This window comes from Phytobacter sp. RSE-02 (assembly GCF_040578655.1).
Taxonomy (GTDB): domain Bacteria; phylum Pseudomonadota; class Gammaproteobacteria; order Enterobacterales; family Enterobacteriaceae; genus Phytobacter; species Phytobacter diazotrophicus.
This window is the reverse complement of sequence record NZ_JBEULY010000002.1, coordinates 554,958-580,475: the sequence shown is the minus strand read 5'-3', so window position 1 is coordinate 580,475 and position 25,518 is coordinate 554,958. Positions and strand designations below refer to the sequence as shown.

The following is a 25,518-nucleotide window of genomic DNA, read 5'->3' as shown; positions in this document are numbered from 1 at the left end:
GAGCCGATGGGTTTTTGCCCTTAATAACAATGACGTGATGCTTTACGCAGAATTTAATATACCCGGATAGACATTGCGGATATCGTAAATACGGCGTTTATTCGGGATGAGGGTTGAGATGAAGATCTACTGGAGTGGCAAAGATATTCCGGAGCTTGTGGGGCTGCCTGCCAGCGTCGGCCATAAAAATTACAAAGAAGCCCGATCGCGTGCCAACAGTCATGTGGAGACCTGGCTGGGGGGTGTTGTTTATTTAGGGGTGATGGTGGGGCTTTCTGTCGTTTTTGATCGCGTTTTCCCGGGTAAAGGGACATTCGCACACAGTTTTGTGACCATTATTTGCGCGTTGCTGCCTGCCACCTTTATCTGGAATCAGATCACGATTTATGTCATGCGCAAATATTACACGAATATCCTCGTACGCAGGTCGGCGGCGTGCGGAGAGGTAGAGAAAGCGGCGGAACGGCTGATGGATGAAGCTGATGAGCGTGAGTTTCAGCAATGGCGCGTGCTGCGGCGGTTTGGTCGGGGGGCGCTGTTTATCGTGATGCTGGCGGCTATCTGTAGTCTGGCGACATCGGTGTAGCGATACGGCACCCGGATGGCGGCGCACGCGCCTGATCCGGGCTATCACAAGCGTGAAGGTGAGCAGCTAGCCCCGGTAAGCGGTAGCGCCACCGGGGAGTTTCTTGCAGGGCGAGGTTAGTGACCAACCAGCAGAGCGGAAAGACGCGCCTGCACATCGACGCAACCGGCCAGCACCAGATTGCCATTGATCAGCCCGTTGTCGGCGAGAAACGCATTACTGGTACCGCCTGCTTCAACGATAAGCAACAACCCCGCCAGCGCATCCCAGCTATTCATATGCTCCTCATAATAGGCGTGCACCTGCCCGGTGGCGACGTGGGCCAGCATCAGCGCCCCGGCACCAAACCGGCGATACTCCATACCGGCATTGATCACACGGGCAATCGTGCGGGTATAGTTTTCCACCGGCGCGCGGCTGGAGCGCCCCATCCCAATAATCACCGTATCCGGATCCGGTTCGCGCAACGCCAAACGCTGCTCGTTAAGAAACGCTCCCTTGCCACGGCGGGAAAAGAAAAACTCATCACGATCCGGGGCATAGACAATCCCCAGTTCAATCACGTTTTGGCGAACATAAGCCAGCGAAATACACCAGTAATCCATCCCCTGAATATAGTTGGTGGTCCCGTCGATAGGGTCGAGCACCCAGGTACCTTGCTCACCCCCTTGCAGACCACTCTCTTCCCCGAGGAAACCGTCCTGTGGACAGTGGCTGTTCAGCCAGCTTTTAACCTCCTTTTCGACAAACAGATCCGCATGAGACACAAAATCCTGGCGGGCCTTTTTATCGACCTGTAATCCCGCATTACGTAATGCCTGCGCCTGTGCGCCCAACTGGCGAATCAATGCACATAATGACTGCTGCTGTTCTTCCGTCATGGCCTGCTCTTATTGAGATAATGGCGACGTGCGCCGATAAATTAATTGCACATCCACCCATGTCGTGCGCGAAGGCTGTTGCGGATCGTCGGCCCGTTCCAGCAGGCGGGTTAAGGCCTGGCGGGAAATTTCCGCAACATCCTGATGCAGGGTGGTCAGTTGATAACTGTATTGCGCCGTTTGTGGCGTATTGTCAAAACCAATGAGCTGAAAATCGTCCGGGGCGTGTCTGCCGCGCTGGCGCATCCCGTCAAGAAATCCGCAGGCGAGCTGCGCATTGGCACAGAAGATGCCCTCAAGATTCGCATCTGCACTTAAAGCCGCCTGAACACCCCCGTCGTACCCCTCCGTAGGGGCGATGAGCGCCTGCAGATCGTGCGTGGTATCCACACCGAGTGCCTGCAACGCCTGATAAAACGCATCGCCACGCATCCGCCCGGCCCAGGTGGAGTGAGACGTATTGAGCCAGCCGAAACGTCGGCAGCCGTTGCCGACCAGTTGCCCGGCGGCGAGCGTCGCACCGCAGACATTGTCGGAGCAGACATAATCCACAAACGGGATATCCGGCTGACGGTTGATACCCACCACCGGGATCTGTTGTGAAACGCACTCGTTGACCAGTGACTCCGGTGGTTGCCCGGAGGTGACGATGACCCCGGAGACGCGAAACTGGGCAAAGCGGCGCAGCGTGCGGGCCAGATCCTGCTCGCTGCGAATTTCGCTCACCAGTGCCTGAAAACCGCGACGCTGGATCTCGCCAAGCAGAGCGTCAAGCAAACTACTGCGAAACGGATCGCTGATGCGCGAGACCATGACCCCAATCAGATGACTGCGGCGGCGATTCAGCCCCTGGGCGAGGAAATTGACCTGATAGCCGAGCTCCTCTGCCGCGCGCAATACACGCTCACGGGTGTCGGGAGAGATACTGCCGTTATTGCTGAGCGCGCGGGAGACCACCGCCCGCGAGACGCCCGCCCGGAGGGCGACATCCTGCGCGGTCACGCTCTGTTTGCGAGGCAGTGCGCTCATGCCGGGCGTTCCTCACCGTCAATCTGAGACGTATCCAGCGGCAACTGGAGGCCGTCGTGACTGACGAACAGGCCATCCCAGGGCTGACAGGCGGTCTTAAGGTCATCGAGTATCGCGTCATAGCAGTGGTAGAGCCCAAAAGCCGGGATAGCCAGTTGCCGGAAAAGTGCCAGACAGGAGGGGAAATCACCGTGGGAGGCATCGTCGCTGAGCGCGGTCAGTGAGGCACACTCCTGAAAGGCGAGGTCGGCCCCGGCCATTAACGCGATGGATGCCGCCGTCGGGCGACCGTCGCCGCTATAAAACAGCGTCCGTCCGCCAAAGGTAATGCGAATGGCGCGGTTGGTCAGTTCATGCCGGGTTTCGGCGGTGCGAATATGCCAGTTGTGCCAGTGCCATGCGTCGGTGGTGTCGCGCCAGTCGAGATCGAAACTCAGGGTAGTCTGCGGCCAGTTAGCCAGCGCCGCCAGTTGCATCAGTACCGGGCGCTGCTGTGGCTGACAATAGATAACCAGCGGTTTCTGGCGCGAGAAGCTTTTCCAGTAGTTCAGCAAAGCCGTCAGCCCGACGCAGTGATCCGGGTGGACATGGGTGAAATAGATAACGTCGATATCGTTGCTATCCCCTCCGCGCTGCCAGAGTGCACGGGGGATAGTGGGGCCGCAGTCAATCAACCATTGCCGGTTCGCCTCGTCAATGACCCGCAGCGCAGAGGTATTTTGTTCACGGGAGAAAGCGCTACCGCAGCCAAGAACATCGATTTTCATTTTTCCCTCACCAAAAATTTTTTAGGCTTCTGAGCACTGCCCTGGGCCAAACGGACAAATAAAATAGCCTGATGACCAGAGTCTTAATTAAATTGTCACAAATACCCGACAAAGTAGGCTCACATAATGTCGAGTCAACATTGCATTTTTTTTACATTCGAATGAACACGTGTTCATCGGCGTGAAAAAATAAGCAGCGATTTTTTGGGTAGCAAATATGAGTTATTTACAGATAAGCGGTCTTAAAATTAGCTATGGCGATAAGGTCGTACTGCATAATATCGATCTGCAGGTCGAAAAAGGGGAAATGATTGCCCTGCTGGGCCCGTCGGGCTGTGGAAAAACCACTCTGTTAAATGCGCTGTGCGGTTTTATTCCGGTACAAAGCGGGGAGATTGCCGTTGCCCATCGCGATATTACCCACAGTGCGCCAGAGCAGCGCAATATCACCATGGTGTTTCAGAGCTACGCGTTGTGGCCGCATCTGACGGTGGCGCGCAATATTGGCTACGGGTTAAAGCTGCGCAAATGGCGCCGCGACGACATTGACCGCCGGGTTACGGATCTGCTGAACATTGTCAATCTCACCGGCCTTGCGGATGTGAAGGTGACAGAACTTTCCGGCGGCCAGCGCCAGCGTGTCGCCCTGGCCCGTGCCCTGGCGATCGAACCCGACGTGCTGGTGCTCGATGAACCCCTGTCGAACCTCGATGCCAAAGTCCGCCTCAATGTGCGCCATGAAATTAAGGCGCTGCAAAAACGCCTCGGATTCACCTCATTAATTGTTACCCACGATCAGCAGGAAGCGCTGGTAATGGCCGATCGGATTGCAGTGTTAAATAATGGCCGAATCGAGCAAATAGGCACCCCGGAGGATATTTATCAGCGTCCGGCAACGCCTTTTGTGGCCGATTTTATGGGGGCCGATAATAAAATTTCCGCAAACGAACTCTTTGCCGTGCAGGATATTTCCCTGCGTACCCAGGGGAAATATTCAGCCGACGATTTCCGTGACCGCACTCTTTATTTTCGCAGCGCCGATGCGGCGCTCAGTGCATTAAGTCCGGGCACCCCAGAAGAGGGGTTAACGCTCAATGGCGTTGTCGAGCAAAGTGCGTTTCTTGGCAATTTATATCGCCACAGCGTGCGTTGCCATGATCGACTGTTACTGGCGGATTCAACACAGTGCTGGCCCGCGCAGTCAACCGTCCGGCTCCACGTCCCGGCACCCGCGTTACATATTTTTCCATCATCACAAGCAAGTTGACATCATCGTGTTCATTTTGGGGATAGACCATGTTTATTAAAACGAAAGCTGCGGTAGTGACTGCATTATTTCTGAGCTACGGCGCACAGGCCGACACCATCCTGAACGTTGCCACAGCAGGCGATCAGAATATGGTGGATTACGTAAAAACCTGGCTGGGGCCGAAATTTGAAGCGGCGCATCCAGGCGTCAAAGTTCAGGTGGTGGGCACCGGTCCGGGCGATGCCGGTTCGAACAAAATCATTGAGAAACTGACCGCGCAAAAAGAGAGCGATGCGAAGACCTGGGATATTGATGTGGCGGTCGTTCACCAAAAAGCCGGTGGCGAACTGGTGGAAAAAGGGCTGCTTGCGAAATACCGTCAGCAGATCAGCACCGGCAGCATGGTGAGCGCGGATAACGCGAAAAATGCCCTCGGCGTGAATGTCGACGGTTACGTAATGCCGATGTTTTTAAGCCAGACCGCCATCGCCTGGAACAGTGAGGCGATCAAAACCCCGCCTGCCTCCTACGATGAGCTGGTGAACTGGGCGCAGAAAAACCCGCAGGCCTTTGGCTATAACGGGATCAAGAATGGCATGTCCGGCGTGAGCTTTGTGGTGGGCTGGATGTACGCCTATGGTACGGATGCTCAGCGTCTGTCCGCACTGCCTTACGACAAAGGCGTGGAGAAAAACTGGAGTCAGGCGTTCGAGAAGTTAAAGGCATTCAACAAGAACGTGACCTTCACGCCAGGCAATGCCGGGACCCTCGATATGCTCAGCCGTGGCGAGATCACGATGGGGCCGGTGTGGGTGGATATGTTCTATAGCTGGAAAGATCAGGGCAAACTGCCGCCGTCCATCAAACTGACGCTGCTTTCGCCGGGTATGCCAGGGCAACCGATGTACTACGTCACCCCGGCAAAGGCGGCAAATCCGCAGCTTGCGCGTGAGTTTATCGAGCTGGCAACCAGCCCGGACGTACAGGCGCAAGGCATTGTGAAACAGTTTAACTGGTATCCGGGTATTGATGCCGAACATGTGAAGCCGAAGCTGGATCCGGCGACCTGGCAGAAACTGTTTGCGGAAATCTCACCGAAAGCGCTGGCGGATTACGGCAAAAGCTTCCCGATTACCCCTTACTTTGACGACATAAAAGAGGGCTATGAAAGCCAGGTCGCCAATTAATCATACCCGTCATACTTCAAGCTGCAGGTGCGTTGGCTACACGCGTTCACCCGAATCACTTACCGGCGTAAGCGCATCGGGATTTACTCGTTTGCCGCCTGCCTGCAACTGGAATTATTTAGGGTATACCGTCAATGTTCAGGTGCGACACGACGTCGCCCTGAGCTTTTTTTCTGACACCAGGTTTTGCTATGCGCCGTTCGTTGAAAAATGTGTTACTGGTCGCGCCTGCCGCGCTGATGATCGCCGTACTCTTTTTATATCCGCTTGGGTTCTCGCTGATTGCCGCGTTTACTGACGATGCCCGAAAGCTAACGCTGGCCCATTTCAGTAAAGTCTACGCGCTCTATTCCAGCGATATCGCCTTTACGCTGGTGATTGTGCTGGTTTCAGTCGCGCTGCTGGCGGTGATTTCCATCACCCTCTCGGCGGTGATCACCTTGTCACCCTGTCGGCCCATCGTGCGGATGCTGGGGTTTTTGTACCGCCTGCCGCTGTTTATCCCCTTTATTGTGGCCGCGCAGATGATGCGCACTTTTCTGGCGAAAAACGGCCTGATGAACAATGCACTGGTGGCAACCGATCTCTTTACGCCGCTGGAGACCGTCTCCTGGCTGGGCTGGAAAGGGATCATCATCACCTTTGTCTGGAAACAACTGGCGTTCGCCACACTGCTTATCTGCGGCGCGATGGCGGCGCTGGAGCAGTCACAGATACTGGCCGCCCGAAATCTTGGAGCCTCGCGTCCACGTATTCTGTTCGACATCATCCTGCCGCAAGTATTACCCGCCATCGGCGTGGCGCTGGTGCTCTCGACCGTGACCATGATGTCGGTGCTGTCCGTGCCGCTGATGATCGGTGTGGGGACGCCAACCATGATGACCGTGGATATGGCGTTTCGCGTTAACTCCTACGGTGACTATGCCGTGGCAAACGCGCTTGGCGTGGTGTCGCTACTGATTTGTGGCGCGCTGTCGTGGTTCTATCTGCGCCACAGTCTGCAACAGAAGGGAGGCGAATGATGAAAGAGGCAACAATGACATTACCGGAAACATGGCTTACGAAAGGGCGCAGGAAACTGAGCGCCAGCCTGCCTCTGCAAACGCTGCTGTTACTTTTTATGCTGCTGGCGATGTTTGGCCCGTTATTGAATTTACTTATCTGGACGGTGGCGGAGAGTTGGTTTTTCCCTCATACGCTGCCCAGTCAGTGGGGACTCAAATACTGGTATCAGGTGTTCAGCCCCTACAGTGATGTCTCCGGCTCACTGCTCACCAGCGTGTTTATCGCCGTGTTGTCGGTGGCCGTCTGCCTGCTGATTTCGGTCCCGGCGGGGTATGCGCTCTCACGGCGCGGGATGCCGCTGCGGGTGCTGTTTATGCTGCTGTTTTTGATTCCGCAGGCGTTCCCGAACCTGACGGTATATATGAATATCGCCCGGCTGTTCTATCAGTGGGGGCTAAATGGCACGGTAGCCAGCGTGGTGCTGGTGCACAGCGTACACGGCCTGATGTACTCGGTATGGATCTGCGTGGCGGCGTTTTCCACCGTGGATCCGCTGCTGGCGAGGGCGTCACGGAACCTCGGGGCCGGGCCAGTCTACACCTTCTGGCATATCGTGCTGCCGCAGGCCTCGCCGGGCATTATCGCCGCCAGTATTTTTGTCTTCCTCGAATCGCTCGATGAGTTTACCGGCACCTTTTTCGTTGGTGCGCCGGACATCACCACCTTACCGCTGCTGCTGTATAACGCCAGTATGTCGGGAAATTATCAGGTGTCGTCCATTACCGCCCTGATTTTGCTGGTGCCGTCGCTGCTGTTTATGCTGGTCATTCATAAATTTATGCGCCCGGAGATGTTGTCAAAACTGGGGAAAGGGTAAGCCCGAAATGGCCGGGCGGGAAACGGCCCGTGCCATTGCGCCTTCATCAAATAAATCACTACAATGCAAAATTATTATCGACGACAAATTGAGAATTTATGGAGCGTATCAGTGACATTTCGCTTTTCCTGCGGGTGGTGGATTTAGGCTCCATCAGCGCCGCCGCACGCAGTGAAAATCTCTCTCTGGCGGTGGCCAGCAAGCGAATACAGCGCCTGGAGGAGAGCCTGGGAGCCAGGCTCCTCAACCGTACAACCCGGCGTCTTTATCCCACCCCGGAAGGGGAATTGCTGGCATCACAGGGGCGGCCGTTGATTGAGGCGTTAAATGCCCTTGGCGAGAGTTTGCATACCAGCCGCTCCGAAGTGACCGGGACTATCAGAGTCACGATGTCAGCGTCCTTCGGGCGTTTATACATTTCGCCGCTGCTGGCGGAATTTCAGTCGTTACATCCGGACGTCAATTTTGTGGCGCACCTCAGTGATGAAGTGGTCGATCTGGTAAAAGGGGGGTACGACCTCGCTATCCGCATTGGCAATCTTAAAGACTCAAGCCTGGTCGCGCGACGGATCGCGCCAAACCGGCGCGTGCTGGTGGCGTCGCCGTCCTATCTGGCGCAACGCGGTGTGCCGCAGCATCCTGCCGATCTCGAAGCGCATGACGGATTGCTGATGACGGACGCCGACGGGAAGCGGGATATCTGGACATTGCTCCCCCCTGGTGAGGGAACGTTTCGGGTAAAAATAAACAGTAAGATCGAGAGCAACTTCGGTGAACTGTTACGTGACGCGGCGGTATATGGACGGGGGATCTCACTCCAGTCTGTCTGGCATGTTGCCGATGATCTCAAGGCTGGACGCTTGCAGATTGTCCTGCCTGATTATCTGGTGCAGGAGAGTTTTATCCACGCCGTCACACCCACACGGCTGATGCAGACGCCGCGCATTAAGGCCTTTATTGATTTTCTGCTGGAGAAGTTTGCCGAGCCTGCCCCCTGGGAGCGATAAGTCGGGGACAAAGCCAGACTGATTTCGGGTAATAACGCGCTAAATTGCCACGTTTGTCTATTTCTCTTTCTGGATGCGTCAGTCATGGCCCATCCAGACACCTTATTATTTTTGTCACCATAAAACCGATAAAAATAAACTCCCGCTCAACATTCCCTTAAGTCAAATTAAAAAACAATGGCGTTAAAACCTACCAAAAATAAGTAAGTCGTTGTTAAGATTAATCTTAGAGTTAATCGTGAAGCGAATCTCTGTTAGAGATGCCATTATTTTTGACGTAAATTTATTTATAAAAATTATGTTACAAATTCTACGAATTTCTTCACAACAAAGGATGTTTGGCTCATGAAGAGTATAAAACCTGGCGTATTACTGACAGCCTTATTTCTGACCGCATGTGGCGGCGGTGGCGGCGGTGGCGGCGGCGGTGGGGGCGATGACAGAGCGCCTGCGCAAACCACGACACCGGTTCAAACCGATAACGGCAATACCAATACCGGCAGTACACCTGAAACCCCTTCCCAGGCTCCCGCGAGTCTTGCAACCGGCGGGACCCTTTCTGGTTATACCTACACCACGCCGCAAGGGTTTGCCTATACCATGCGTGGTACGGGGATCTCCGCAGGCTATGTGCAAACCCAGAGACTTGTACGCACGGACGGTACGCCCGTTTCGGCAACATCCTGGTGCTGTGGTCGTATGAGCTACACTACATTCGGTACCTGGACAAGTTTCGAAACTGGTCAACATGATGTTTTCTACACCGGTGATGCGACCGCGGTCGCCAATGTACCGACACAAGGCACGGCAACGTACGTTGGTAACGGCCTGCGTGAGAGCAATCGTAGCGATGCCACCTTCAATATTGATTTTGGCGCCAAAACCATCAACGGAAACATTGCCGCCAGCGATACCTTCGGCAGTGCAGTGACGATGCAGGGCAACATCGCTAACGGTGGTTTCTCTGGCAATGCGCAATCAGGCGGGCAGAACGGGACGTTTGTTGGTCATTTCAACGGCCCGGCAGCACAGGAATTGGGTGGTCTTGCCCAGTTCGCCGACAGCAGCAAAAACGCCTCCTTTGGTGCAACACGCCAGTAAATGTGTTTCCGGCCAGCCCGCCTGGCCGGTGATTTCCTGATGGTAAGTAATTTATGAATGTCTTGCGTATTGGGGCACTGAGTGTGCTTTGCCCATTTGGTGCCGCCTTTGCCGCACCGCCAGAAACGAACGCTATTCCCGCCGCTCCCCATTTTGAACGTCTGACGACACCGGATACCTCCACACCATCCCGTGGAAAGACGCGGCATGTGACAAACGTTCAACTGGCTGAACAGCCCGCGCTGGCGATGGCGTTGCTCGATCAGGCCGTGCGGGACGGGCAATGGCAGGTAGTCAGCGCGATTTTGTCGGTTTACGAGGCATCGCCAAACCCGGATAACACGCTGATTCACTTCGCAAAAGCGGGGCTTGCCCGCAGTCAGGGCAATTATGCTCAGGCCATTGACCATTACCGTGCCATTCTCAGCCTGCACCCTGAATTTGCCGCGGTGCGGCTCGATCTGGCACGCGCGATGTTTGAAAATCATCAGTATGATGCGGCGGAATATCAATTTCGTCGGGTACTGCAAAGCAGCCCACCGGATAATATTCAACGTGTTATTGCGCAATATCTTGAACGCATTCAGAAAGGCAACGCGCTAACGGGGACGTTGAGTGTCAGCTATCTCAACGACAGTAACGTGAACAATGCGTCTTCAGGCAAAACGATCCGCGTTGGCGACCGTCTGTTTATCCGTAATAAAGACAGCTTCCCGCAACGGGGAGAGGGGCTGTGGTTTAGCGGTGCGATGCAAAAGGATGTGCAGCTTTATGATCAACACGGGCTGCGCTTTCTGGCTACCGTGAACGGGAAAAGCTATTGGAATAACCACAAGTTTGATGACATCACCAGTCGTCTCTATGCCGGATATCAGTGGCGCGATTTCCGCCAGCAGTTTGCGCTGCTGCCCTTTTATGAAAAACGCTGGTACGGCACCGAGAATTACTCCTCTGGTCCGGGCGTGCGTGCAGAGTACAGCTATCTGTTGTCGCCCACCTGGCAGGTGAGTCAGGCGCTTGAGTATCAGAAATTGTCTTACGATGATGATGCTTACCGTTTTCTTCGCGGCTATAACCGTTACACATCAACGACGTTATCCCATGCATTAAGTAGCCGGGTTTCCACCTATGCGGGCATCGATTTTCTCGATCAACAAACTTTTGTTAAAAGCGAGTCCAGTCACCGGGTGGCCATACGTGGCGGGATACAGGTGGATTTACCCTGGCAGCTCTCGTTTTCTGCCGGTTCAGCGTTTGCGCGCCGGGACTACCAGGCCGACAGCGAAATCTTTGCTACCCGCCGTAAAGATAGCGAACAGATCTATAACCTCTCGGTCTGGCATCGCGATCTCTATTTCTTTGGGGTGATGCCGAAGCTGAATTTCAGCTATAAACATGTGGACAGTAATATCGACTTTTATGACTATCGCCAGCGAAATGTGACGCTGTCACTTGATAAAAATTTCTGAATATCAGCAGGTTAAATGGTAATAGCGGCCACATCATCGCTTGCGCAGAGGCCGCCACAGATTCTGGCAATCGGCTTAACAGGTACACTATTCTCTCCCCGGTAAGCGCCGGGGAACCGGCCAGGCGTTTTTCACCGTCACGGTGAGAAGGTGAGTTTTACAATACCTGGCCGGTAAAAAATAATGTCGCGCCCATACTGGCAATAACAGCATGCTTCTTATTAGCGATTGGCTAATCCCATAATCTCGAAATTTTGTGATGTGTGTCGGTAATACAGAAAATGATTTCCTCCCTATAAAATGATTGCCCCCTGATATGTCGCAACATTCCTATTTCAGTAAAGCGTTAGCAAAGAAGCCCACGATTTCAGGTGCTGAAACGTGTAATTCATGAGTCCCGGAATGAATAATCCTCTGGAGTGCATAGCCACCGGTAATGCCATCATCACCATGACCTGTACAGACTGACTGCATCCCCGGCCTGTCTGGGATTTGAGGCGGTTGGCGTTATTTCTATTGTGGCGTAATGATATTTTTTTATTTTCTTATGGCAAAATTAAAATAGTGAGGCTAACGTTTGTAAGCATTTTTATTTATTTTATTGCTTGTCATGGTTTGCATTTTAATAAATAAAAATAGGAGAAAAGTATGATATTTTATTATTTCGTCATGCATTTGTAGGTCTGGTGTATTTATTAATTTTTCGTCATATTGCGGCAATAAATTAATGAAATGCTCACTTTCGATATAAAGGTGCAGGGATGGTTATGGTTACTCTTCATCGGCGTGTTAATTCAGTGAAACGGTTTAAATCAGGAACCTGCTTATTTGCGGTGAGCATGATATTGCCATTTTTCGCCTATGGCGCGAACCCTGCCTACGATGAGCTGATTATTCAGGCACGAAAAGGGGATCGCCAGCCGCTGCTAACGTATCTCAATGCCCGTGAGCAAACTGCGCCGCTGACGCCAGAGCAAGTTGCCGACTGGCTACAGGTATCCGCTTGGGCAGATAACGATGCACAGACGCTGGAAGTATGGGGCCGCTATCAGGACAAAATGGTCATTCCGGTCCGCGGACAAATCGCCGTGGCACGCGCCTTGCGCAATCTGAAAAAGTGGGATGAATCACTGAATGTCTGGGAGCGCGTTTTACGTGAGGAGCCCAACAACAATGACGCGCGAACCGGATGGATAATGACCCTCGCCGATGCCCGGCGTAACGAAGAGGCCATTACCGCCGCACAGCAGTGGGCAGAGCAGTCTCCGGGGCCAGAACGCGATGCGCTGCTGGCTTATGTTTACAAGGCGCAGGGTAAAAACTGGGATGCGTTACTCGCCGCGACCCGCGTTGATTCGGATTCACCGGCAAGCAAAAATGTGGTGCCGACACTGTTGTCCGCTATGACGGCTAACCGGATAGCCGGCCCCGCGCTGTCGCTTTCCGAGCGTAACCCGCAGTCCGATGCGATCACCCGCCAGCTTGAACTCGATGCCGCAGCCCAGACAGTACGCGCGGCGTTTACGCCCGCCCGCAACGAAGAAGAGCGCTATCTGGTGGCCGATCAAGCGCTTGCCCGCTATGACGGCTTCATCGCTGCCTGGAAAGAGAATCCCGAGGCGCAAAAGGATGTACGGCGCGCCAGAATCGACAGACTGGGTGCCCTGGTGATTCGCAAACGCAGTGCTGAGGTCATTGCCGAGTATGAAGCGCTGGAGGCCGATGGACAACACGTCCCCAATTATGCCCGGCGTTGGGTTGCCTCTGCCTGGCTTGCCGAGCGACAGCCTGATAAAGCGGAATCAATGCTGGAAGCGGTTTTCTACCCGCATGGCCCTGTCGCGGTGATGCCGCTCACCATGGATGACCAGCAAGACCTTTTCTATGCACGTCTCGACAATAATCACTTCGATGAAGCAAAGCAGCAACTGGACACCTACATCAGTAAAAGCCCTTACTTCATCTATTTCGAGGGTTCACCCACACCGCAACCTAACGATAACTGGCTGCTTGGTCAGTCATTGCTTATCGACTATTTCACGGCAACCAATGACTTAGCTGCCGCACAAAAACAAGCGCAAACACTGGTGAGTAAAGCCGCGGGTAATCAGGATCTGCGTATTGCTTTAGCGTCGGTCTTGCTGGCGCGGGGCCTCCCGCACGCGGCAGAACGCGAACTTAAGCTTGCTGAGGTCATTGAACCCACCAACCTGGCGCTGGAGAGACAGCAGGCCTCGACGGCGCTGGAATTGCAGGAGTGGCGGCAGGCCAATGAACTGACCAGTGATGTGGTCGCACGCAGTCCCGATGATTTCGCCACCCGTCAGCTCGAACGCCTTCTGGCGGTACACAATAAAGCGGAGCTGCGTATCAGCGGCACGCAGGGGATTTCGTCGGACAGCCCCATTAGCGGCAAACATGATTTCACCCTGAACACCACCCTGTACAGCCCGCCCATAAACGATAACTGGCGACTCTTTGCGGGCTATAACTTTGCCAGCGGTGAGTTTGAAGAAGGCAAGGGGATTAACCGCGATATCGGCGCCGGTGCGGAGTGGACCTCACGGGATAACTGGGCCGAACTGGAAGTGTCCGGGCATAACTACGGCGACGGGCAGAAAGTCGGTGGACGCCTGTCTGCCTGGCACGATTTTAATGACAACTGGCGGGTGGGTGGTTCGGCGGAGCGGTTATCGCGTAATACGCCGCTGCGTGCGTTACGCAATGGCGTAAGTTCCAACGGCGGCGACCTTTGGCTGCGTTGGTATCACAACGAACGTCGCGAATACCAGTTTTCACTGGCGGGCGCCCATTTTACGGATGGCAATGATCGCCTGGAGTACGGCATCAGCGGCAAAGAGCGGCTGTGGACCCGGCCGCGTTTTACGCTGGATTTCATCCCCGCCATCAACGGTAGCCACAACAGCAAAGACAATGCGCCTTATTACAACCCCAAACGTGACGTTTCAGCCGTTGCGGGCCTGCGCGCGGAGCACGTGATGTATCACCATTACGATACCGTCTGGAAACAGCAGTTTATCGTGGGTGCGGGGGGCTACTGGCAACAAGGACACAATAGCGGTGCCATTACTCAGCTTGGCTACGGGCAGCGCATTCAATGGAATAACGTAGTGGATGCCGGGGTGACGCTCTCCTGGGACAAACGTCCTTACGATGGCAAGCGTGAGCGAAATATCGCCCTCGCTTTTGATCTGAATGTCAGATTTTAAGGACACGCATGTTTAAACACTGGCTACGCATCGTCATTGTGATCGCAGGGTGGATACTGGCAAACGTGTGTGCCAGCGCGCCAGCGCCACGCTACCTTTCCCCCTCCGCGCGGGCGCCACTCTACGCGGAACAGCCCTGGCCAAAAAACAGCTTCCTGGTGCTGGCGTACCACGACGTGGAGGATAACGCCGCGGATCAGCGCTATCTTTCCGTGCGCACCAGTGCGCTTAACGATCAGTTTGCCTGGCTGCATGTTAATGGCTACCACCCGATAAGCGTGCAGCAGGTGCTCGATGCTCACGCCGGCAAGAGTGTCCTGCCGCCAAAAGCAGTACTGCTGACCTTTGATGACGGTTACAGCAGCTTTATCAAACGTGTTTTACCGCTGCTCAAATCCTATAAATGGCATGCCTTATGGGCACCTGTCGGCATTTGGGTAGATGCGCCAGCCAATGTTCCGATTGATTTTGGTGGGCTAAAGACGCCACGCGATAAATTTGCGACCTGGCAAATGGTACGCGAAGCCAGCCAGTCGTCGCTGGTGGAGATTGGCGCACACACCTGGGCTTCGCACTATGGGCAACAAGCGAATCCGCAGGGCAGCCGCGAGCCTGCCGCGGCAAATCGCGGATTCAATGACGCCACCGGGCAGTACGAAACGGATAGCCAGTTTGAGCAACGCATGAGCGCTGACCTTGTGCATATCAGCCGGAAAATTACCGAGGTGACGGGACATTCACCGCGCGCGTGGGTCTGGCCGTATGGTGCGGCGAGTGGTACCACGTTGAGGCTGGCGAAGCAGCAGGGTTATCAGATGGCTTTTACCCTCAATCAGGGCCTGGCCAATGCGGCAAACCTGGACGACATACCCCGTATGCTTATCACCGGTAATCCATCGCTTCGTGAGTTTGCCGATCAGGTCGCGCAGGTCAGAGAGCCTGAATCTATGCGGGTTATGCACATCGATCTGGACTATGTGTATGACAAAAACCCCGCGCAGCAGCGTAAAAATATCGATGCGCTCATTCAGCGCGTCTTTGATATGCATATCACGCATGTATTTTTGCAGGCCTATGCCGACCCGAAAGGGGATGGCAATGTGCAGGCGCTCTATTTCCCGAACCGCTGGCTGCCGATGCGCGCCGATTTATTCAACTTTGTCGCATGGCAACTCCAGACCCGCGCGGCTGTGAGTGTCTATGCCTGGATGCCGGTGCTGGCTTTCAATCTTGATGCCTCTGTTCCACGTGTGATGGCATGGTCGCCGGCCGCCGGGCGGACAGTGCCTGACAGCAGGCACTATGTGCGGCTTTCACCCTGGAGCCCCGTGGCCCGTAAGCGGATCAACGATATCTACGAAGATTTGGCTCGCCACGCCAGCTTTCAGGGCATTTTGTTCCACGATGATGCGTTTCTGACGGACTATGAAGATGCCTCTCCGGCAGCGCTGGACGCGTATCGCGCTGCCGGGTTTCCTCACGACATCGCGCAAATTCGTGCCAATCCCCAGCTACTTGAGCGCTGGACGCGCTTTAAAAGCCGGGCGCTGATTGATTTCACCGAACAACTCACGCAAACCGTTCGATCCATACGCGGCCCGCAGGTGAAAACGGCGCGCAATATCTACGCGATGCCGGTGCTGGAGCCAAAGAGCGAAACCTGGTTTGCCCAAAATTTGAATGATTTCCTTGGCACCTATGACTGGACGGCACCGATGGCGATGCCGTTGATGGAAGATATTTCGCCGAAAGACGCGAACGACTGGCTGGACAGGCTGGTCGGGCGCGTGGCCCGTTACCCTGGCGCAATGGAGAAAACGGTCTTTGAGTTGCAGGCGCGTGACTGGCGCAAAGGGGCAGGGCAGGACGGCATCAGTGATGAAATGCTTATCGGGTGGATGCAACAACTTCGGTTGAGCGGCGCCAAAAACTACGGCTATTACCCGGATGACTTCATCAACGATCAACCCCGGATGGCGGAGATACGCCCCGCTTTCTCATCATACTGGTATCCACAAAAATGACCGATCGCATCATCGCATTCCTGATCCTTTGCCTGATGTTCAGTTTTCCGCTCGGTGTGGCGGTGGTCTTTACGGGTGAAGTGATTCTGGATTTCGTCTTTTTCTGGCCGCTGTTTATGTCTGCGCTTTGGATGAGCGGTGGCCTCTATTTCTGGTTTCATCGTGAGCGTTACTGGCCATGGGGGGAAGGGACACCTGCGCCAACGCTTGCGGGAAATCCGCTGATTTCCATTCTCATACCATGCTTTAACGAAGGGCTGAATGCGCGGGAAACCATCGAAGCCGCCCTGGCCCAGCGTTACGACAATATCGAAGTCATCGCCATTAACGATGGTTCGAAAGACAACACGGGGGCTGTGCTGGATCAATTGGCCGAAGAGTATTCGCGGCTGCGGGTCATCCATCTGGCGGAAAACCAGGGCAAAGCGGTAGCGCTTGCGGCCGGAGCCGCCGCGGCACGCAGTGATTTTCTGGTCTGTATTGATGGCGACGCCTTGCTGGATAAAGATGCGGCGGCATACATGGTCGCGCCGTTGTTAAATCATCCGCGCGTGGGCGCGGTGACCGGTAACCCGCGTATTCGCACGCGATCAACGCTTATCGGACGGGTGCAGGTCGGTGAGTTCTCATCAATCATCGGGTTGATCAAGCGAACCCAACGTGTCTATGGGCAGGTTTTTACTGTTTCCGGTGTTATTGCCGCGTTTCGTCGTCGTGCGCTGGCTGAGGTGGGCTACTGGAGCCCGGATATGATCACCGAAGACATTGATATCAGTTGGAAGTTGCAACTGCGCCACTGGTCTATCTTTTTTGAACCCCGTGCGCTGTGTTGGATCCTGATGCCTGAGACGTTAAAAGGGCTCTGGAAGCAGCGTCTGCGCTGGGCACAGGGCGGTGCCGAAGTCTTTATTGTCAATATGCGTCGCCTCTGGGGCTGGGAATATCGACGCATGTGGCCGTTGTTTATTGAGTTTTGTATGTCCAGCGTGTGGGCATTTGCCTATGCGATGACGATTGTGCTGTTTCTCATCGGGCTTGTCGTCCCTCTGCCTGATTCACTGCATGTTCAGCATCTCTTTCCACCCGCATTTACTGGCCTGATGCTTGGCGTCGTCTGCCTGCTGCAATTCGCGGTCAGCCTGTTTATTGAACGGCGCTATGAAAAAGGCATTGCAGCGTCGTTGTTCTGGGTTATCTGGTTTCCGGTGGTGTACTGGATGTTGAGCCTGTTCACAACCCTGGTGGCTTTCCCGAAAGTGATGCTGCGGCGCAAACGCAGCAGAGCGCGTTGGGTCAGCCCGGACCGCGGTATCGGGAGAATTGAACCATGATCGAACCGTTAATTTTTACTGAACAGCGTCTTTTTCCGCGCATGCTTGATGTGTTTTTAACGCTTGTTGCCTGGCTGGGATTTTGCTGGCTGATCTATAGCGGGCTGGTGGTGGCGATAAAACATGATCCCTTTATGGGCGTCAGACCGTTTTATACCACGCTCAGCACCCTGAGTGTCTATCTGCTGGTGGCCTGTATGATCAGTCTGACACTTATCGGCTGGGCTAAATATAACCAGCTACGTTTTCGCGTTGAGCGTCGTCGGCGTCGCCCCGGCCTTGAAGAGCATGAAGTGGCGGCAAGCTTTAATATCACACCTGAACTCGCGCAGGCGATGATTCGGGCCCAGGTATTTACCCTTGCCCATTATGACACCGGTGCGATTGACCGTGTGTGGATGGCAAAAATGCTGGCAGAAAACTAGGGCAGTCTTGTCGGGAGAATAGATCCACGCCGAAGCGTGGATCTATTCTCAGTGGCCTGTGCCGTTATACGCTAAATGCCGCTAAGTCAGAGCGCGCCTTCGCCTTCGTAAGCCTGACGATAAAGCTCGATGACCTGCTCTTTCGTCGCTTTTCTTGGGTTGGTTAACTGGCAAACATCTTTTTTGGCGTTCTCCGCCATAATGGCGAAGTCTTCCGGTTTAACCCCCAGGCTTTTCAGATCGGCAGGAATACCGACCTGTTTGCTCAGGCGACGAATAGCGGCAATCGCCCTCACGGCGGCTTCATCGGTCGACAGACCGGCGACTTTCTCCCCCATGGCTTCGGCGATATCACGGAAGCGATTAAGATTGCCGATAAGGTTAAATGATTCAACATAGGGCAGAAGAATCGCGTTGCACACGCCGTGAGGAAGGTTATAGAAGCCGCCTAACTGGTGCGCCATCGCATGAACATAACCCAGTGACGCGTTGTTAAACGCAATCCCGGCGAGGTACTGGGCATAGGCCATATTGTCCCTTGCCTTCATATATTCACCGTTGGCTACCGCTTTGGGCAGGTATTGCGTGATCATTTTAATGGCTTGCAATGCGGCGGCATCGGTTAACGGATTCGCCATTGTCGACACGTAGGCTTCAATAGCATGCGTCAGCGCATCCATACCGGTTGCAGCGGTAAGGGAAGGGGGCATGCCGACCATTAATTCCGGGTCGTTGATGGAAATTTGCGGTGTGACGCGCCAGTCGACAATCGCCATTTTCACCTTGCGTTCCGTATCCGTAATGATACAGAAGCGGGTAATTTCAGAGGCGGTACCTGCCGTGGTATTAATCGCCATCAGCGGGATCATATCGTTACTGGATTTATCCACCCCTTCGTAATCGCGAATATTCCCGCCGTTTGCCGCAACCAGGCCAATACCTTTGGCACAGTCATGGGAGGAGCCGCCACCGAGTGAAACAATCCCATTACAGCCATGTTCACGATAGCATTCGATGCCTGCCGCGACGTTTTTATCCGTGGGGTTTGGCTCTGCGCCGCCAAAAATATGCACATCAATACCGGCTTCTTGATAAATCTTCGCAACATTATCAACCATGCCGCTTTTTGCCAGAAATGCATCCGTGACAATAAGGATTTTTTTCACATTTAACGTTTTTGCCAACGTACCGGCTTCCTGAACACTACCTTCCCCAAATACATTGCGTGTTGGTAGAAAATAATATGTCGACATTGATCATCCCCTGTTCATAAATGTGATTGTTTGAGTGTCCATGACTGCTTTTAAACTCCTGGCAACGTATCCCTCTCTCAGATTAACGATACTCTGCTGATGCGAATAAAAGCGCTGACTGAACATGCGCAGGCAATGTTAAGGAAAAGCTGACAGGGAACAGTGAACAACCTCACAAAACGCAGGGCTTTTTAACAAAAAGCATCAATTTTATTTACAGAGAGGGTTTCTAACTATCACTTTTTGTTATTAACTTGTTGTAAAAGAATGGAGTGAAAATGCCTGTTAGCCGGGGGTTTTCTCTTTGCGATCAGAGTGCTTGCGGGTTTTGTTTAACATCGCAGAGAAAAGTTAAACGGGGCGACCAGACGGTCGGTGTGGTGATGCGAGGGTTAGTATAATGCGCTTCGCTGGCTGCTTTAGTCTGCTGAGCGGTTCTGTCGGGAGGTGGAGAAAGTAGGGCCTGGTCGCGTTTAAGTCAATGTGAAGACGTTTGTTTTAATTGCGGAGCAGTGAAAGGCGCTAATTGAGACAAATGGGCGCTCTGCGCAAGGAAATGCATTTCCAAAAAACGCCAAAGAATACATGATGTATACATTGAATGAGATAAATCGATCCTGTTATTTTTCTGCGTTATAAGCCTGTTCGTTACCGGTGCCCATATTGAGCTTGCTTATTATGGCGTGGGGTTGAAACAGTGATTATACGCTGAGGGAATATCACCGTTTTTATTGATCGTGGCGGGGGCAATATGAATAAAACTCACTGGGATGAAAGTGGCTTATTTCAGGCAATCCTCGACAAATGTCCCGTCGGAATAGCGGTAATTGATTATGACGGGCATTATCTGACTGTTAATCCCGCTTATTGCGATATCTATGGCTACACCCAAAGTGAGATGCTGAATCACTCTTTCACCATGATTTTTCCTGCCGCAGATAAACAGGCTGTTCTGCAACGTCATTATCAATTTATCAAAGAAGGCACCCGCCTTGGCGGAGAGTGGCCTGTTCTGCATCATGATGGTTCGCAAATGACGGTCTTTTCGGAGTCCGTGACCTTTTATCCGGCCCAGGGAATGCCCGCCAGGCTGGTCTATGTTCAGAACATCACCGAACGCATAAAGGCGCAGGAGCAAATGAAAATTGCGGCAGCCGTGTTTGAGGCGAGCCAGGAAGCCATTGTCGTGACCGACTGCGACAACAATATTATTAGCATTAACCCGGCTTTTACCATCCTGACGGGATGGTCTTTGGAGGAGGTGAAGGGGCACAATCCTCGGGAATTTAAGTCGGGCCGCCATCCACGTTCTTTTTATACCGAGATGTGGCAGACATTAAACGACACCGGGCAGTGGATGGGGGAGGTATGGGATCGGCATAAAGACGGCACTGAATTTCTCAAAGAGCTGAGCATTTCGGTGATAAAAGATCCTGCGGGCAATGTGATTAATTACGTTGGCATGTTTTCCGACATTACCCTACGTAAAAAACAGGAAGAACTCATCTGGCAACAAGCAAATTATGATGCGGTCACCGGTTTGCCCAACCGTCATTTGTTTCAAAGCAAGCTTGAACAGGCGGCCCGCCACGCCTCGCGCACCCACCGTATCATGGCGCTGATGCTCATCGACCTCGATCAATTTAAATCGGTTAATGACAGTATGGGGCACCGGGCGGGCGATGAATTATTAGGCCGCGTGGCTATGCGCTTACTGGAATGCGCCAGTAATGCCGAATGTATCGCGCGCCTCGGTGGCGATGAGTTTGCGATTATTATCTCGGATATTAACGACCCGTCCGAATGCACGGGTATTGCCCGCAACATTCTCAGGAAGCTGGAGGCGCCTTTTATAATTAACGGCGAGACCATGTTTGTCTCAGCCAGTATTGGCATTTCTCTTTATCCAACTGATACAGAAAACCTCGAAGATTTATTCAAGAACGCCGACCAGGCGATGTATGCGGTTAAAAACGCGGGGCGTAAGAATTTCCGCTACTACTCACGCGCCCTGCATGATGCGATTCATGCGCGTCTGCGGATGATGAGAAATTTAAGAAAGGCGCTCGAAGAGAACCAGTTTGTGGTCTATTACCAGCCGATTGTCTCGCTCGCTACGGGGCAGATTACCCGAATGGAAGCACTGGTTCGCTGGCTCCACCCGGTACAGGGGATTATTAGCCCGGATGTCTTCATTCCGCTGGCCGAAGATACCGGTCTTATCGTCCCACTGGGCAACTGGATCGCAAAAAAGGCTATTACACAACTGGCTTACTGGCGGCAAAAATATGATCCTCAACTCAAAATGGCTATTAATCTGTCACCGATACAGTTACGCAGCCAGGAATTTGAAGACATTCCCTGGATTCAGGATTTGCAGGCCAACAAACTCACGGGTGATGCGATCACCATAGAAATTACCGAAGGGTTGCTGCTTAATTCGGAAACACGCGTCAACTACAATTTAAAAATGATGCACCAGATCGGCATTCAGATTGCCATCGATGATTTCGGCACCGGCTATTCATCGCTGGCCTATCTGAGAAAATTTAATATTGATTTTCTCAAAATTGACCGCTCCTTCGTGGAAGATTTAAAAGGGGTTGGTTTTGAACTCTGTACGGCCATTATTGCGATGGCGCACAGTCTGGGACTCGGCGTGATTGCGGAAGGCGTTGAAACAGAGGAGCAGAAAAAATTGCTGATGGACCTGGGGTGCGACGCTATGCAGGGGTATCTGTGTTCGAAACCCTTGCCCGCCGATGAGATCGAAAAACTACTGGCGCCGCCTTATGTCCGATAAGCCTTCTGTTTCAAAAGGGGCCGCATTATGCTCACCCCCCGCAATGTGAGGAATCTCCACAAAAATGCGAGCACGAATGGTCCCCTCTCCCTGAGGGAGAGGGCCAGGGTGAGGGGGGAAATGCGGCTCTGATGGTCATTCCGTTCACCTTATGTTCCTTGCGTTTCTGTCGCATAAGTGTATGTGTCACGGCTGATGGACAGCCGCGATACCCTGAGCATTATGATTTAACGTAGTCGCTGTAGGCGTTTTGCAAAACAATATGATCGGCAATATATTTCGCGTCATGCCATACGCCGTAAATAAACGAAGAGGCACGGTTGACCAGATTCGGCAGGCCAAGGAAATAAATGCCACGCTCTGCTGAAATACCGCGTTTATGGAACGGCAGACCTTTTTCGTCGAAGGCATCCACCTGCAGCCAGCCGAAATCAAATTTAAACCCCGTCGCCCAGATAATGGTGGTAATACCGGCAGCGGCAATATCTAATTGCGCCAGCGGGTTGAGCAGGCATTCCGGGTCCGGCAGTAACGCCCACGCCTGCGGCTCCGGTGGCAGGTCCAGCCCGTTGCGTTCGATATAAGCGTCCGCATCGCGCAGTACATCAAAATAGGCGTTATCGCCCGCAGCGATATTCTCCGCCAGCCCCTCGGCAAAGCGCAGCACACCGTTATCCCAGCTTTGGGTGATGCCCACCAGCGTAATACCGGTATGCGCCAGGCGTCGAAAATCGACGGTTTTGCCCCCTTCATAACCGCTCACGGCAAAGGCAACGTGTTCTTTCTTCGGCTTTATTTTCACCTCATCCCACAGGCCCAACGCGCCCAGCCACCAGCAGTAATCACGGTCGCGGTAAGTGCGCGGTGGACGATAATGTTCACCGACTGACAGATAAACGTCACGCCCCGACTGGCGCAGCTCCTCGGCAATTTGCGTACCGGACGCGCCTGCTCCAACAACCAGTACGCCGCCTGCGGGCAGTTGCTGCGGATTTTTGTAGACCGAGGAGTGGATCTGATGCAGCCCGGCGCTTTCCGGGACGATCTGCGGAAACGACGGTTTTTGAAACGGGCCGGTGGCGGCGACCACATTGGCGGCTTCAAATTCTCCGCCAGAGGTCACCACGTTGAATCCGCTGCGTCCTGCCAGGCGAGTAACCTGATGCACGTCAACGCCCGTGCGCACCGGGGCATTAATCATCCTCGCATAGTCTTCAAAATACTGTGCCATGCGCTCTTTGGGTGGGAAAGCTTCCTGGGAGATATTGTCGAATTGCAGCGACGGAAAGCGGTCATGCCACGCAGGCCCGTTCGCCACCAGCGAATCCCAGCGTTCAGAGCGCCAGCGCTCAGCAATACGGCTGCGCTCCAGCACGACATGGGGCACGCCCATTAATGTCAGATGCTCGCTCATGGCAATACCGGCCTGACCTGCACCGACAATCACAGTATTTATTTTTTCTGTTGGCATAGTGAATCCCTAAATATAAGCGACCCTCGATATTTTTATCGCTACGCGGCATCGGGGCGGTATGAATGATAAACAGGCATTTTTAAATGCAGCGTGGCGCAATAGCCCGCGTACATTTATTCACGGTTTATTAATGTCTGGCTTCAACATTTAATATTTTCCCCAGACCTAAAAACCTATTGGCGATAATTAACATCGCGGCGGTGACGGCAATATAGATGACCGACAGGGCGGCGAGTGTTGGATCGGCAAATTCACGCACATAGTTGTACATCGCCACCGGCAGGGTCTGCGTTGCCTGGGTCGTAATAAACAACGATGCGGTAAATTCGTTAAAGGAGAGGATCGCGGCAAACAGCCAGCCGCCAAACAGGCCCGGTAAAATCAGCGGCACGGTAATGGTCCATACCACGCGCAGCGGCGACGCCCCCAAACTTGCCGCCGCCAGTTCAATGCGCTGCTCCAGGTTTTTTAACGACACATAAACACTGCGCAACACAAACGGCAGTACCAGGACGATGTGGCAGAAAATCACCAGTGGGTAACCGCGCCCGAGGTTGAGTTGCGACACCAGCATCAACAGCCCCAGGCCAATGGTGAAGTGGGGAATAAAGAGCGGTGACAGCAAAATGCCTTCCAGCACCTGCTTGCACGGAAAAGAATAGCGTTCAATGACAATGGCCAGCGTGGCGCCGATGATCACCGCCAGCGACGACGCCCACGCGGTGACAATCAGCCCGGCGTAAAAACCGTGGCGGAAATCGTCATAACTCACCGCCCGCTCGAACCAGCGTAGCGACCAGCCTTTTGGCGGGAAAAACAACACGGCGGTGCTGCTGAACGAGGAGATAAACACCACGATGGTCGGCAGCATAACGAAGACCAGAATAGCGGCGACCAGCAGGCGGCCTGCCAGTATCGTCAGTTTGTCGTTAAGTGAACGGGTCATATCAGTGTTCTCCCATCGCGTGAAGGAATCGGGTCATGCGTTTTAGCGCCATCAGCAACAGAATGGTCAGGATTAAACCGGCGATGCTCAGCGCGGCTGCAAACGGAAAGTTCATCGAGGAGAACCCCAGTTGATAGACCATTGTGGCGACGGTGCTGACGCGTCCCCCGCCAATCAGTTGCGGTGTGGCAAAAGCGCTAAACGTCCAGGCAAAAGCGGTAGTCAGGCTGGCGACGATGCCGGGGATGGACAGGGGGATCGTCACGGTCAGCAGGGCGCGGATTGGTCCCGCGCCAAGACTGGTAGCGGCTTTCTCATAATCGGGATTGATGTGCGATAGCGCGGTTGCCAGCATCAGCACCATGATCGGCATGGTGACATGCACCAACGCCAGAACCACGCCCGTTTGCGTAAACATAAACTGAATGGGGGTGGAGATAACACCCAGCGCCAGCAGCAGGCTATTGAGGAAGCCGCTGTTACCCAGGACGATAATCCATGAGTAGGTGCGCACCACTTCGCCGAGAAACAACGGCGTGATCGCAATAATCAGAATCGTGGATTTGACCCAGATTGTCCGGGTGCGCACCAGGGCAAACGCCAGCGGATAACTCATCAGCAGGCCAAAAAAAGCGGTTTTGGCGCTCAGCATAACCGTGTTGATAAACGCATCGGCATAGATGCTTTTGAACAGACCGCTAAAGTTTGCCAGCGTAAATCCGCCCACGTCGAGCGAACCGGGGATATAAGCGCGCACGCTGAACTGCATCACCGCCAACATCGCGATAACCAGCCCGATGGCGGTTAGCGTCGCGGGAATAATGAACCAGGGTAAAAATGTCGGTTTTCTCGTCATAACGTGCTGCCTGAGTAA

Annotated in this window: 20 protein-coding genes; 13 read left to right on the top strand and 7 right to left on the bottom strand. The window is 53.7% G+C overall.

The window, feature by feature from the left end:
- Positions 1-118 precede the first annotated feature (118 nt).
- Positions 119-586: a hypothetical protein gene (locus ABU190_RS06330; RefSeq protein ID WP_354690744.1), complete on the top strand. Its 468-nt coding sequence runs from the start codon at positions 119-121 to the stop codon at positions 584-586.
- Positions 587-702: 116 nt separating this feature from the next.
- Here ABU190_RS06330 and ABU190_RS06325 read toward each other — a convergent pair whose 3' ends face one another.
- From ABU190_RS06325 to ABU190_RS06315, 3 genes are read right to left on the bottom strand one after another with little or no spacing between them, the layout of a single operon-like run.
- Positions 703-1,467, bottom strand: a complete 765-nt coding sequence (locus tag ABU190_RS06325) for an inositol monophosphatase (protein ID WP_354690743.1) — start codon at positions 1,465-1,467, stop codon at positions 703-705.
- Between the two features lie 9 nt (positions 1,468-1,476).
- Positions 1,477-2,496, bottom strand: a complete 1,020-nt coding sequence (locus tag ABU190_RS06320) for a LacI family DNA-binding transcriptional regulator (protein WP_354690742.1) — start codon at positions 2,494-2,496, stop codon at positions 1,477-1,479.
- Entirely contained in the window at positions 2,493-3,263 is a 771-nt protein-coding gene (locus tag ABU190_RS06315) for a ribonuclease Z (protein ID WP_354690741.1), read from the bottom strand. Before ABU190_RS06315 ends, ABU190_RS06320 begins: the two co-directional genes overlap by 4 nt.
- 217 nt (positions 3,264-3,480) lie before the next feature.
- Between ABU190_RS06315 and ABU190_RS06310 the strand changes: the two genes are divergently transcribed.
- The 11 genes from ABU190_RS06310 to pgaD all read left to right on the top strand — a co-directional run bounded on the left by ABU190_RS06310 (position 3,481) and on the right by pgaD (position 18,168).
- Positions 3,481-4,530, top strand: a complete 1,050-nt coding sequence (locus ABU190_RS06310; RefSeq protein ID WP_354690740.1) for an ABC transporter ATP-binding protein — start codon at positions 3,481-3,483, stop codon at positions 4,528-4,530.
- 29 nt (positions 4,531-4,559) lie between these two features.
- Positions 4,560-5,699, top strand: a complete 1,140-nt coding sequence (locus ABU190_RS06305; RefSeq protein ID WP_039079275.1) for an extracellular solute-binding protein — start codon at positions 4,560-4,562, stop codon at positions 5,697-5,699.
- 191 nt (positions 5,700-5,890) lie between these two features.
- A complete protein-coding gene (locus ABU190_RS06300) occupies positions 5,891-6,721 on the top strand; it encodes a sugar ABC transporter permease (RefSeq protein ID WP_335255147.1) in 831 nt (276 codons plus the stop codon).
- On the top strand, positions 6,721-7,581 hold the full coding sequence (locus ABU190_RS06295; protein WP_354690814.1) for an ABC transporter permease subunit: 861 nt from the start codon (positions 6,721-6,723) through the stop codon (positions 7,579-7,581). The genes ABU190_RS06300 and ABU190_RS06295 overlap by 1 nt, the downstream gene beginning before the upstream one ends.
- 98 nt (positions 7,582-7,679) lie before the next feature.
- Positions 7,680-8,588: a LysR family transcriptional regulator gene (locus tag ABU190_RS06290; protein ID WP_354690739.1), complete on the top strand. Its 909-nt coding sequence runs from the start codon at positions 7,680-7,682 to the stop codon at positions 8,586-8,588.
- 345 nt (positions 8,589-8,933) lie between these two features.
- Positions 8,934-9,689 carry a Slam-dependent surface lipoprotein gene (locus tag ABU190_RS06285; protein ID WP_354690738.1) on the top strand — a complete coding sequence of 252 codons (756 nt, stop codon included), beginning with the start codon at positions 8,934-8,936 and terminating at the stop codon, positions 9,687-9,689.
- Between the two features lie 53 nt (positions 9,690-9,742).
- Positions 9,743-11,158 (top strand): porin family protein, encoded by a 1,416-nt coding sequence (locus ABU190_RS06280; protein WP_354690737.1) that lies wholly within the window; start codon positions 9,743-9,745, stop codon positions 11,156-11,158.
- A gap of 761 nt (positions 11,159-11,919) precedes the next feature.
- Positions 11,920-14,388: a poly-beta-1,6 N-acetyl-D-glucosamine export porin PgaA gene (gene pgaA / locus ABU190_RS06275; RefSeq protein WP_354690736.1), complete on the top strand. Its 2,469-nt coding sequence runs from the start codon at positions 11,920-11,922 to the stop codon at positions 14,386-14,388.
- An 8-nt stretch (positions 14,389-14,396) separates the two neighbouring features.
- Positions 14,397-16,412, top strand: a complete 2,016-nt coding sequence (gene pgaB, locus ABU190_RS06270; RefSeq protein ID WP_354690735.1) for a poly-beta-1,6-N-acetyl-D-glucosamine N-deacetylase PgaB — start codon at positions 14,397-14,399, stop codon at positions 16,410-16,412.
- Positions 16,409-17,743 carry a poly-beta-1,6-N-acetyl-D-glucosamine synthase gene (gene pgaC / locus ABU190_RS06265; protein ID WP_193795931.1) on the top strand — a complete coding sequence of 445 codons (1,335 nt, stop codon included), beginning with the start codon at positions 16,409-16,411 and terminating at the stop codon, positions 17,741-17,743. The genes pgaB and pgaC overlap by 4 nt, the downstream gene beginning before the upstream one ends.
- Positions 17,740-18,168: a poly-beta-1,6-N-acetyl-D-glucosamine biosynthesis protein PgaD gene (gene pgaD / locus ABU190_RS06260; protein ID WP_354690734.1), complete on the top strand. Its 429-nt coding sequence runs from the start codon at positions 17,740-17,742 to the stop codon at positions 18,166-18,168. Before pgaC ends, pgaD begins: the two co-directional genes overlap by 4 nt.
- 86 nt (positions 18,169-18,254) lie before the next feature.
- Here the strand turns inward: pgaD and ABU190_RS06255 are convergent, their stop codons facing one another.
- Positions 18,255-19,421, bottom strand: a complete 1,167-nt coding sequence (locus ABU190_RS06255; protein WP_354690733.1) for an iron-containing alcohol dehydrogenase — start codon at positions 19,419-19,421, stop codon at positions 18,255-18,257.
- 751 nt (positions 19,422-20,172) lie between these two features.
- Between ABU190_RS06255 and ABU190_RS06250 the strand changes: the two genes are divergently transcribed.
- Positions 20,173-22,224, top strand: coding sequence for an EAL domain-containing protein (locus tag ABU190_RS06250; protein ID WP_354690732.1), 2,052 nt, complete (start codon positions 20,173-20,175; stop codon positions 22,222-22,224).
- 220 nt (positions 22,225-22,444) lie between these two features.
- On the opposite strand, the gene ABU190_RS06245 is transcribed toward ABU190_RS06250, so the two are convergent.
- The 3 genes from ABU190_RS06245 to ABU190_RS06235 form a co-directional block, all read right to left on the bottom strand.
- A complete protein-coding gene (locus tag ABU190_RS06245) occupies positions 22,445-23,695 on the bottom strand; it encodes an NAD(P)/FAD-dependent oxidoreductase (RefSeq protein ID WP_354690731.1) in 1,251 nt (416 codons plus the stop codon).
- Positions 23,696-23,825: 130 nt separating this feature from the next.
- Positions 23,826-24,644 (bottom strand): ABC transporter permease, encoded by an 819-nt coding sequence (locus tag ABU190_RS06240; RefSeq protein WP_354690730.1) that lies wholly within the window; start codon positions 24,642-24,644, stop codon positions 23,826-23,828.
- A 1-nt stretch (position 24,645) separates the two neighbouring features.
- Complete coding sequence (locus tag ABU190_RS06235; protein ID WP_354690729.1) at positions 24,646-25,500, bottom strand: ABC transporter permease; 855 nt, start codon at positions 25,498-25,500, stop codon at positions 24,646-24,648.
- Between the last annotated feature and the right edge of the window lie 18 nt (positions 25,501-25,518).

Bases quoted from the DNA above. Each gene is read 5' to 3' on its own strand.
- ABU190_RS06330 (WP_354690744.1), top strand. From the start codon at position 119: ATGAAGATCTACTGGAGTGGCAAAGATATTCCGGAGCTTGTGGGGCTG.
- ABU190_RS06325 (WP_354690743.1), bottom strand. From the start codon at position 1,467: ATGACGGAAGAACAGCAGCAGTCATTATGTGCATTGATTCGCCAGTTG.
- ABU190_RS06320 (WP_354690742.1), bottom strand. From the start codon at position 2,496: ATGAGCGCACTGCCTCGCAAACAGAGCGTGACCGCGCAGGATGTCGCC.
- ABU190_RS06315 (WP_354690741.1), bottom strand. From the start codon at position 3,263: ATGAAAATCGATGTTCTTGGCTGCGGTAGCGCTTTCTCCCGTGAACAA.
- ABU190_RS06310 (WP_354690740.1), top strand. From the start codon at position 3,481: ATGAGTTATTTACAGATAAGCGGTCTTAAAATTAGCTATGGCGATAAG.
- ABU190_RS06305 (WP_039079275.1), top strand. From the start codon at position 4,560: ATGTTTATTAAAACGAAAGCTGCGGTAGTGACTGCATTATTTCTGAGC.
- ABU190_RS06300 (WP_335255147.1), top strand. From the start codon at position 5,891: ATGCGCCGTTCGTTGAAAAATGTGTTACTGGTCGCGCCTGCCGCGCTG.
- ABU190_RS06295 (WP_354690814.1), top strand. From the start codon at position 6,721: ATGAAAGAGGCAACAATGACATTACCGGAAACATGGCTTACGAAAGGG.
- ABU190_RS06290 (WP_354690739.1), top strand. From the start codon at position 7,680: ATGGAGCGTATCAGTGACATTTCGCTTTTCCTGCGGGTGGTGGATTTA.
- ABU190_RS06285 (WP_354690738.1), top strand. From the start codon at position 8,934: ATGAAGAGTATAAAACCTGGCGTATTACTGACAGCCTTATTTCTGACC.
- ABU190_RS06280 (WP_354690737.1), top strand. From the start codon at position 9,743: ATGAATGTCTTGCGTATTGGGGCACTGAGTGTGCTTTGCCCATTTGGT.
- pgaA (WP_354690736.1), top strand. From the start codon at position 11,920: ATGGTTATGGTTACTCTTCATCGGCGTGTTAATTCAGTGAAACGGTTT.
- pgaB (WP_354690735.1), top strand. From the start codon at position 14,397: ATGTTTAAACACTGGCTACGCATCGTCATTGTGATCGCAGGGTGGATA.
- pgaC (WP_193795931.1), top strand. From the start codon at position 16,409: ATGACCGATCGCATCATCGCATTCCTGATCCTTTGCCTGATGTTCAGT.
- pgaD (WP_354690734.1), top strand. From the start codon at position 17,740: ATGATCGAACCGTTAATTTTTACTGAACAGCGTCTTTTTCCGCGCATG.
- ABU190_RS06255 (WP_354690733.1), bottom strand. From the start codon at position 19,421: ATGTCGACATATTATTTTCTACCAACACGCAATGTATTTGGGGAAGGT.
- ABU190_RS06250 (WP_354690732.1), top strand. From the start codon at position 20,173: ATGAATAAAACTCACTGGGATGAAAGTGGCTTATTTCAGGCAATCCTC.
- ABU190_RS06245 (WP_354690731.1), bottom strand. From the start codon at position 23,695: ATGCCAACAGAAAAAATAAATACTGTGATTGTCGGTGCAGGTCAGGCC.
- ABU190_RS06240 (WP_354690730.1), bottom strand. From the start codon at position 24,644: ATGACCCGTTCACTTAACGACAAACTGACGATACTGGCAGGCCGCCTG.
- ABU190_RS06235 (WP_354690729.1), bottom strand. From the start codon at position 25,500: ATGACGAGAAAACCGACATTTTTACCCTGGTTCATTATTCCCGCGACG.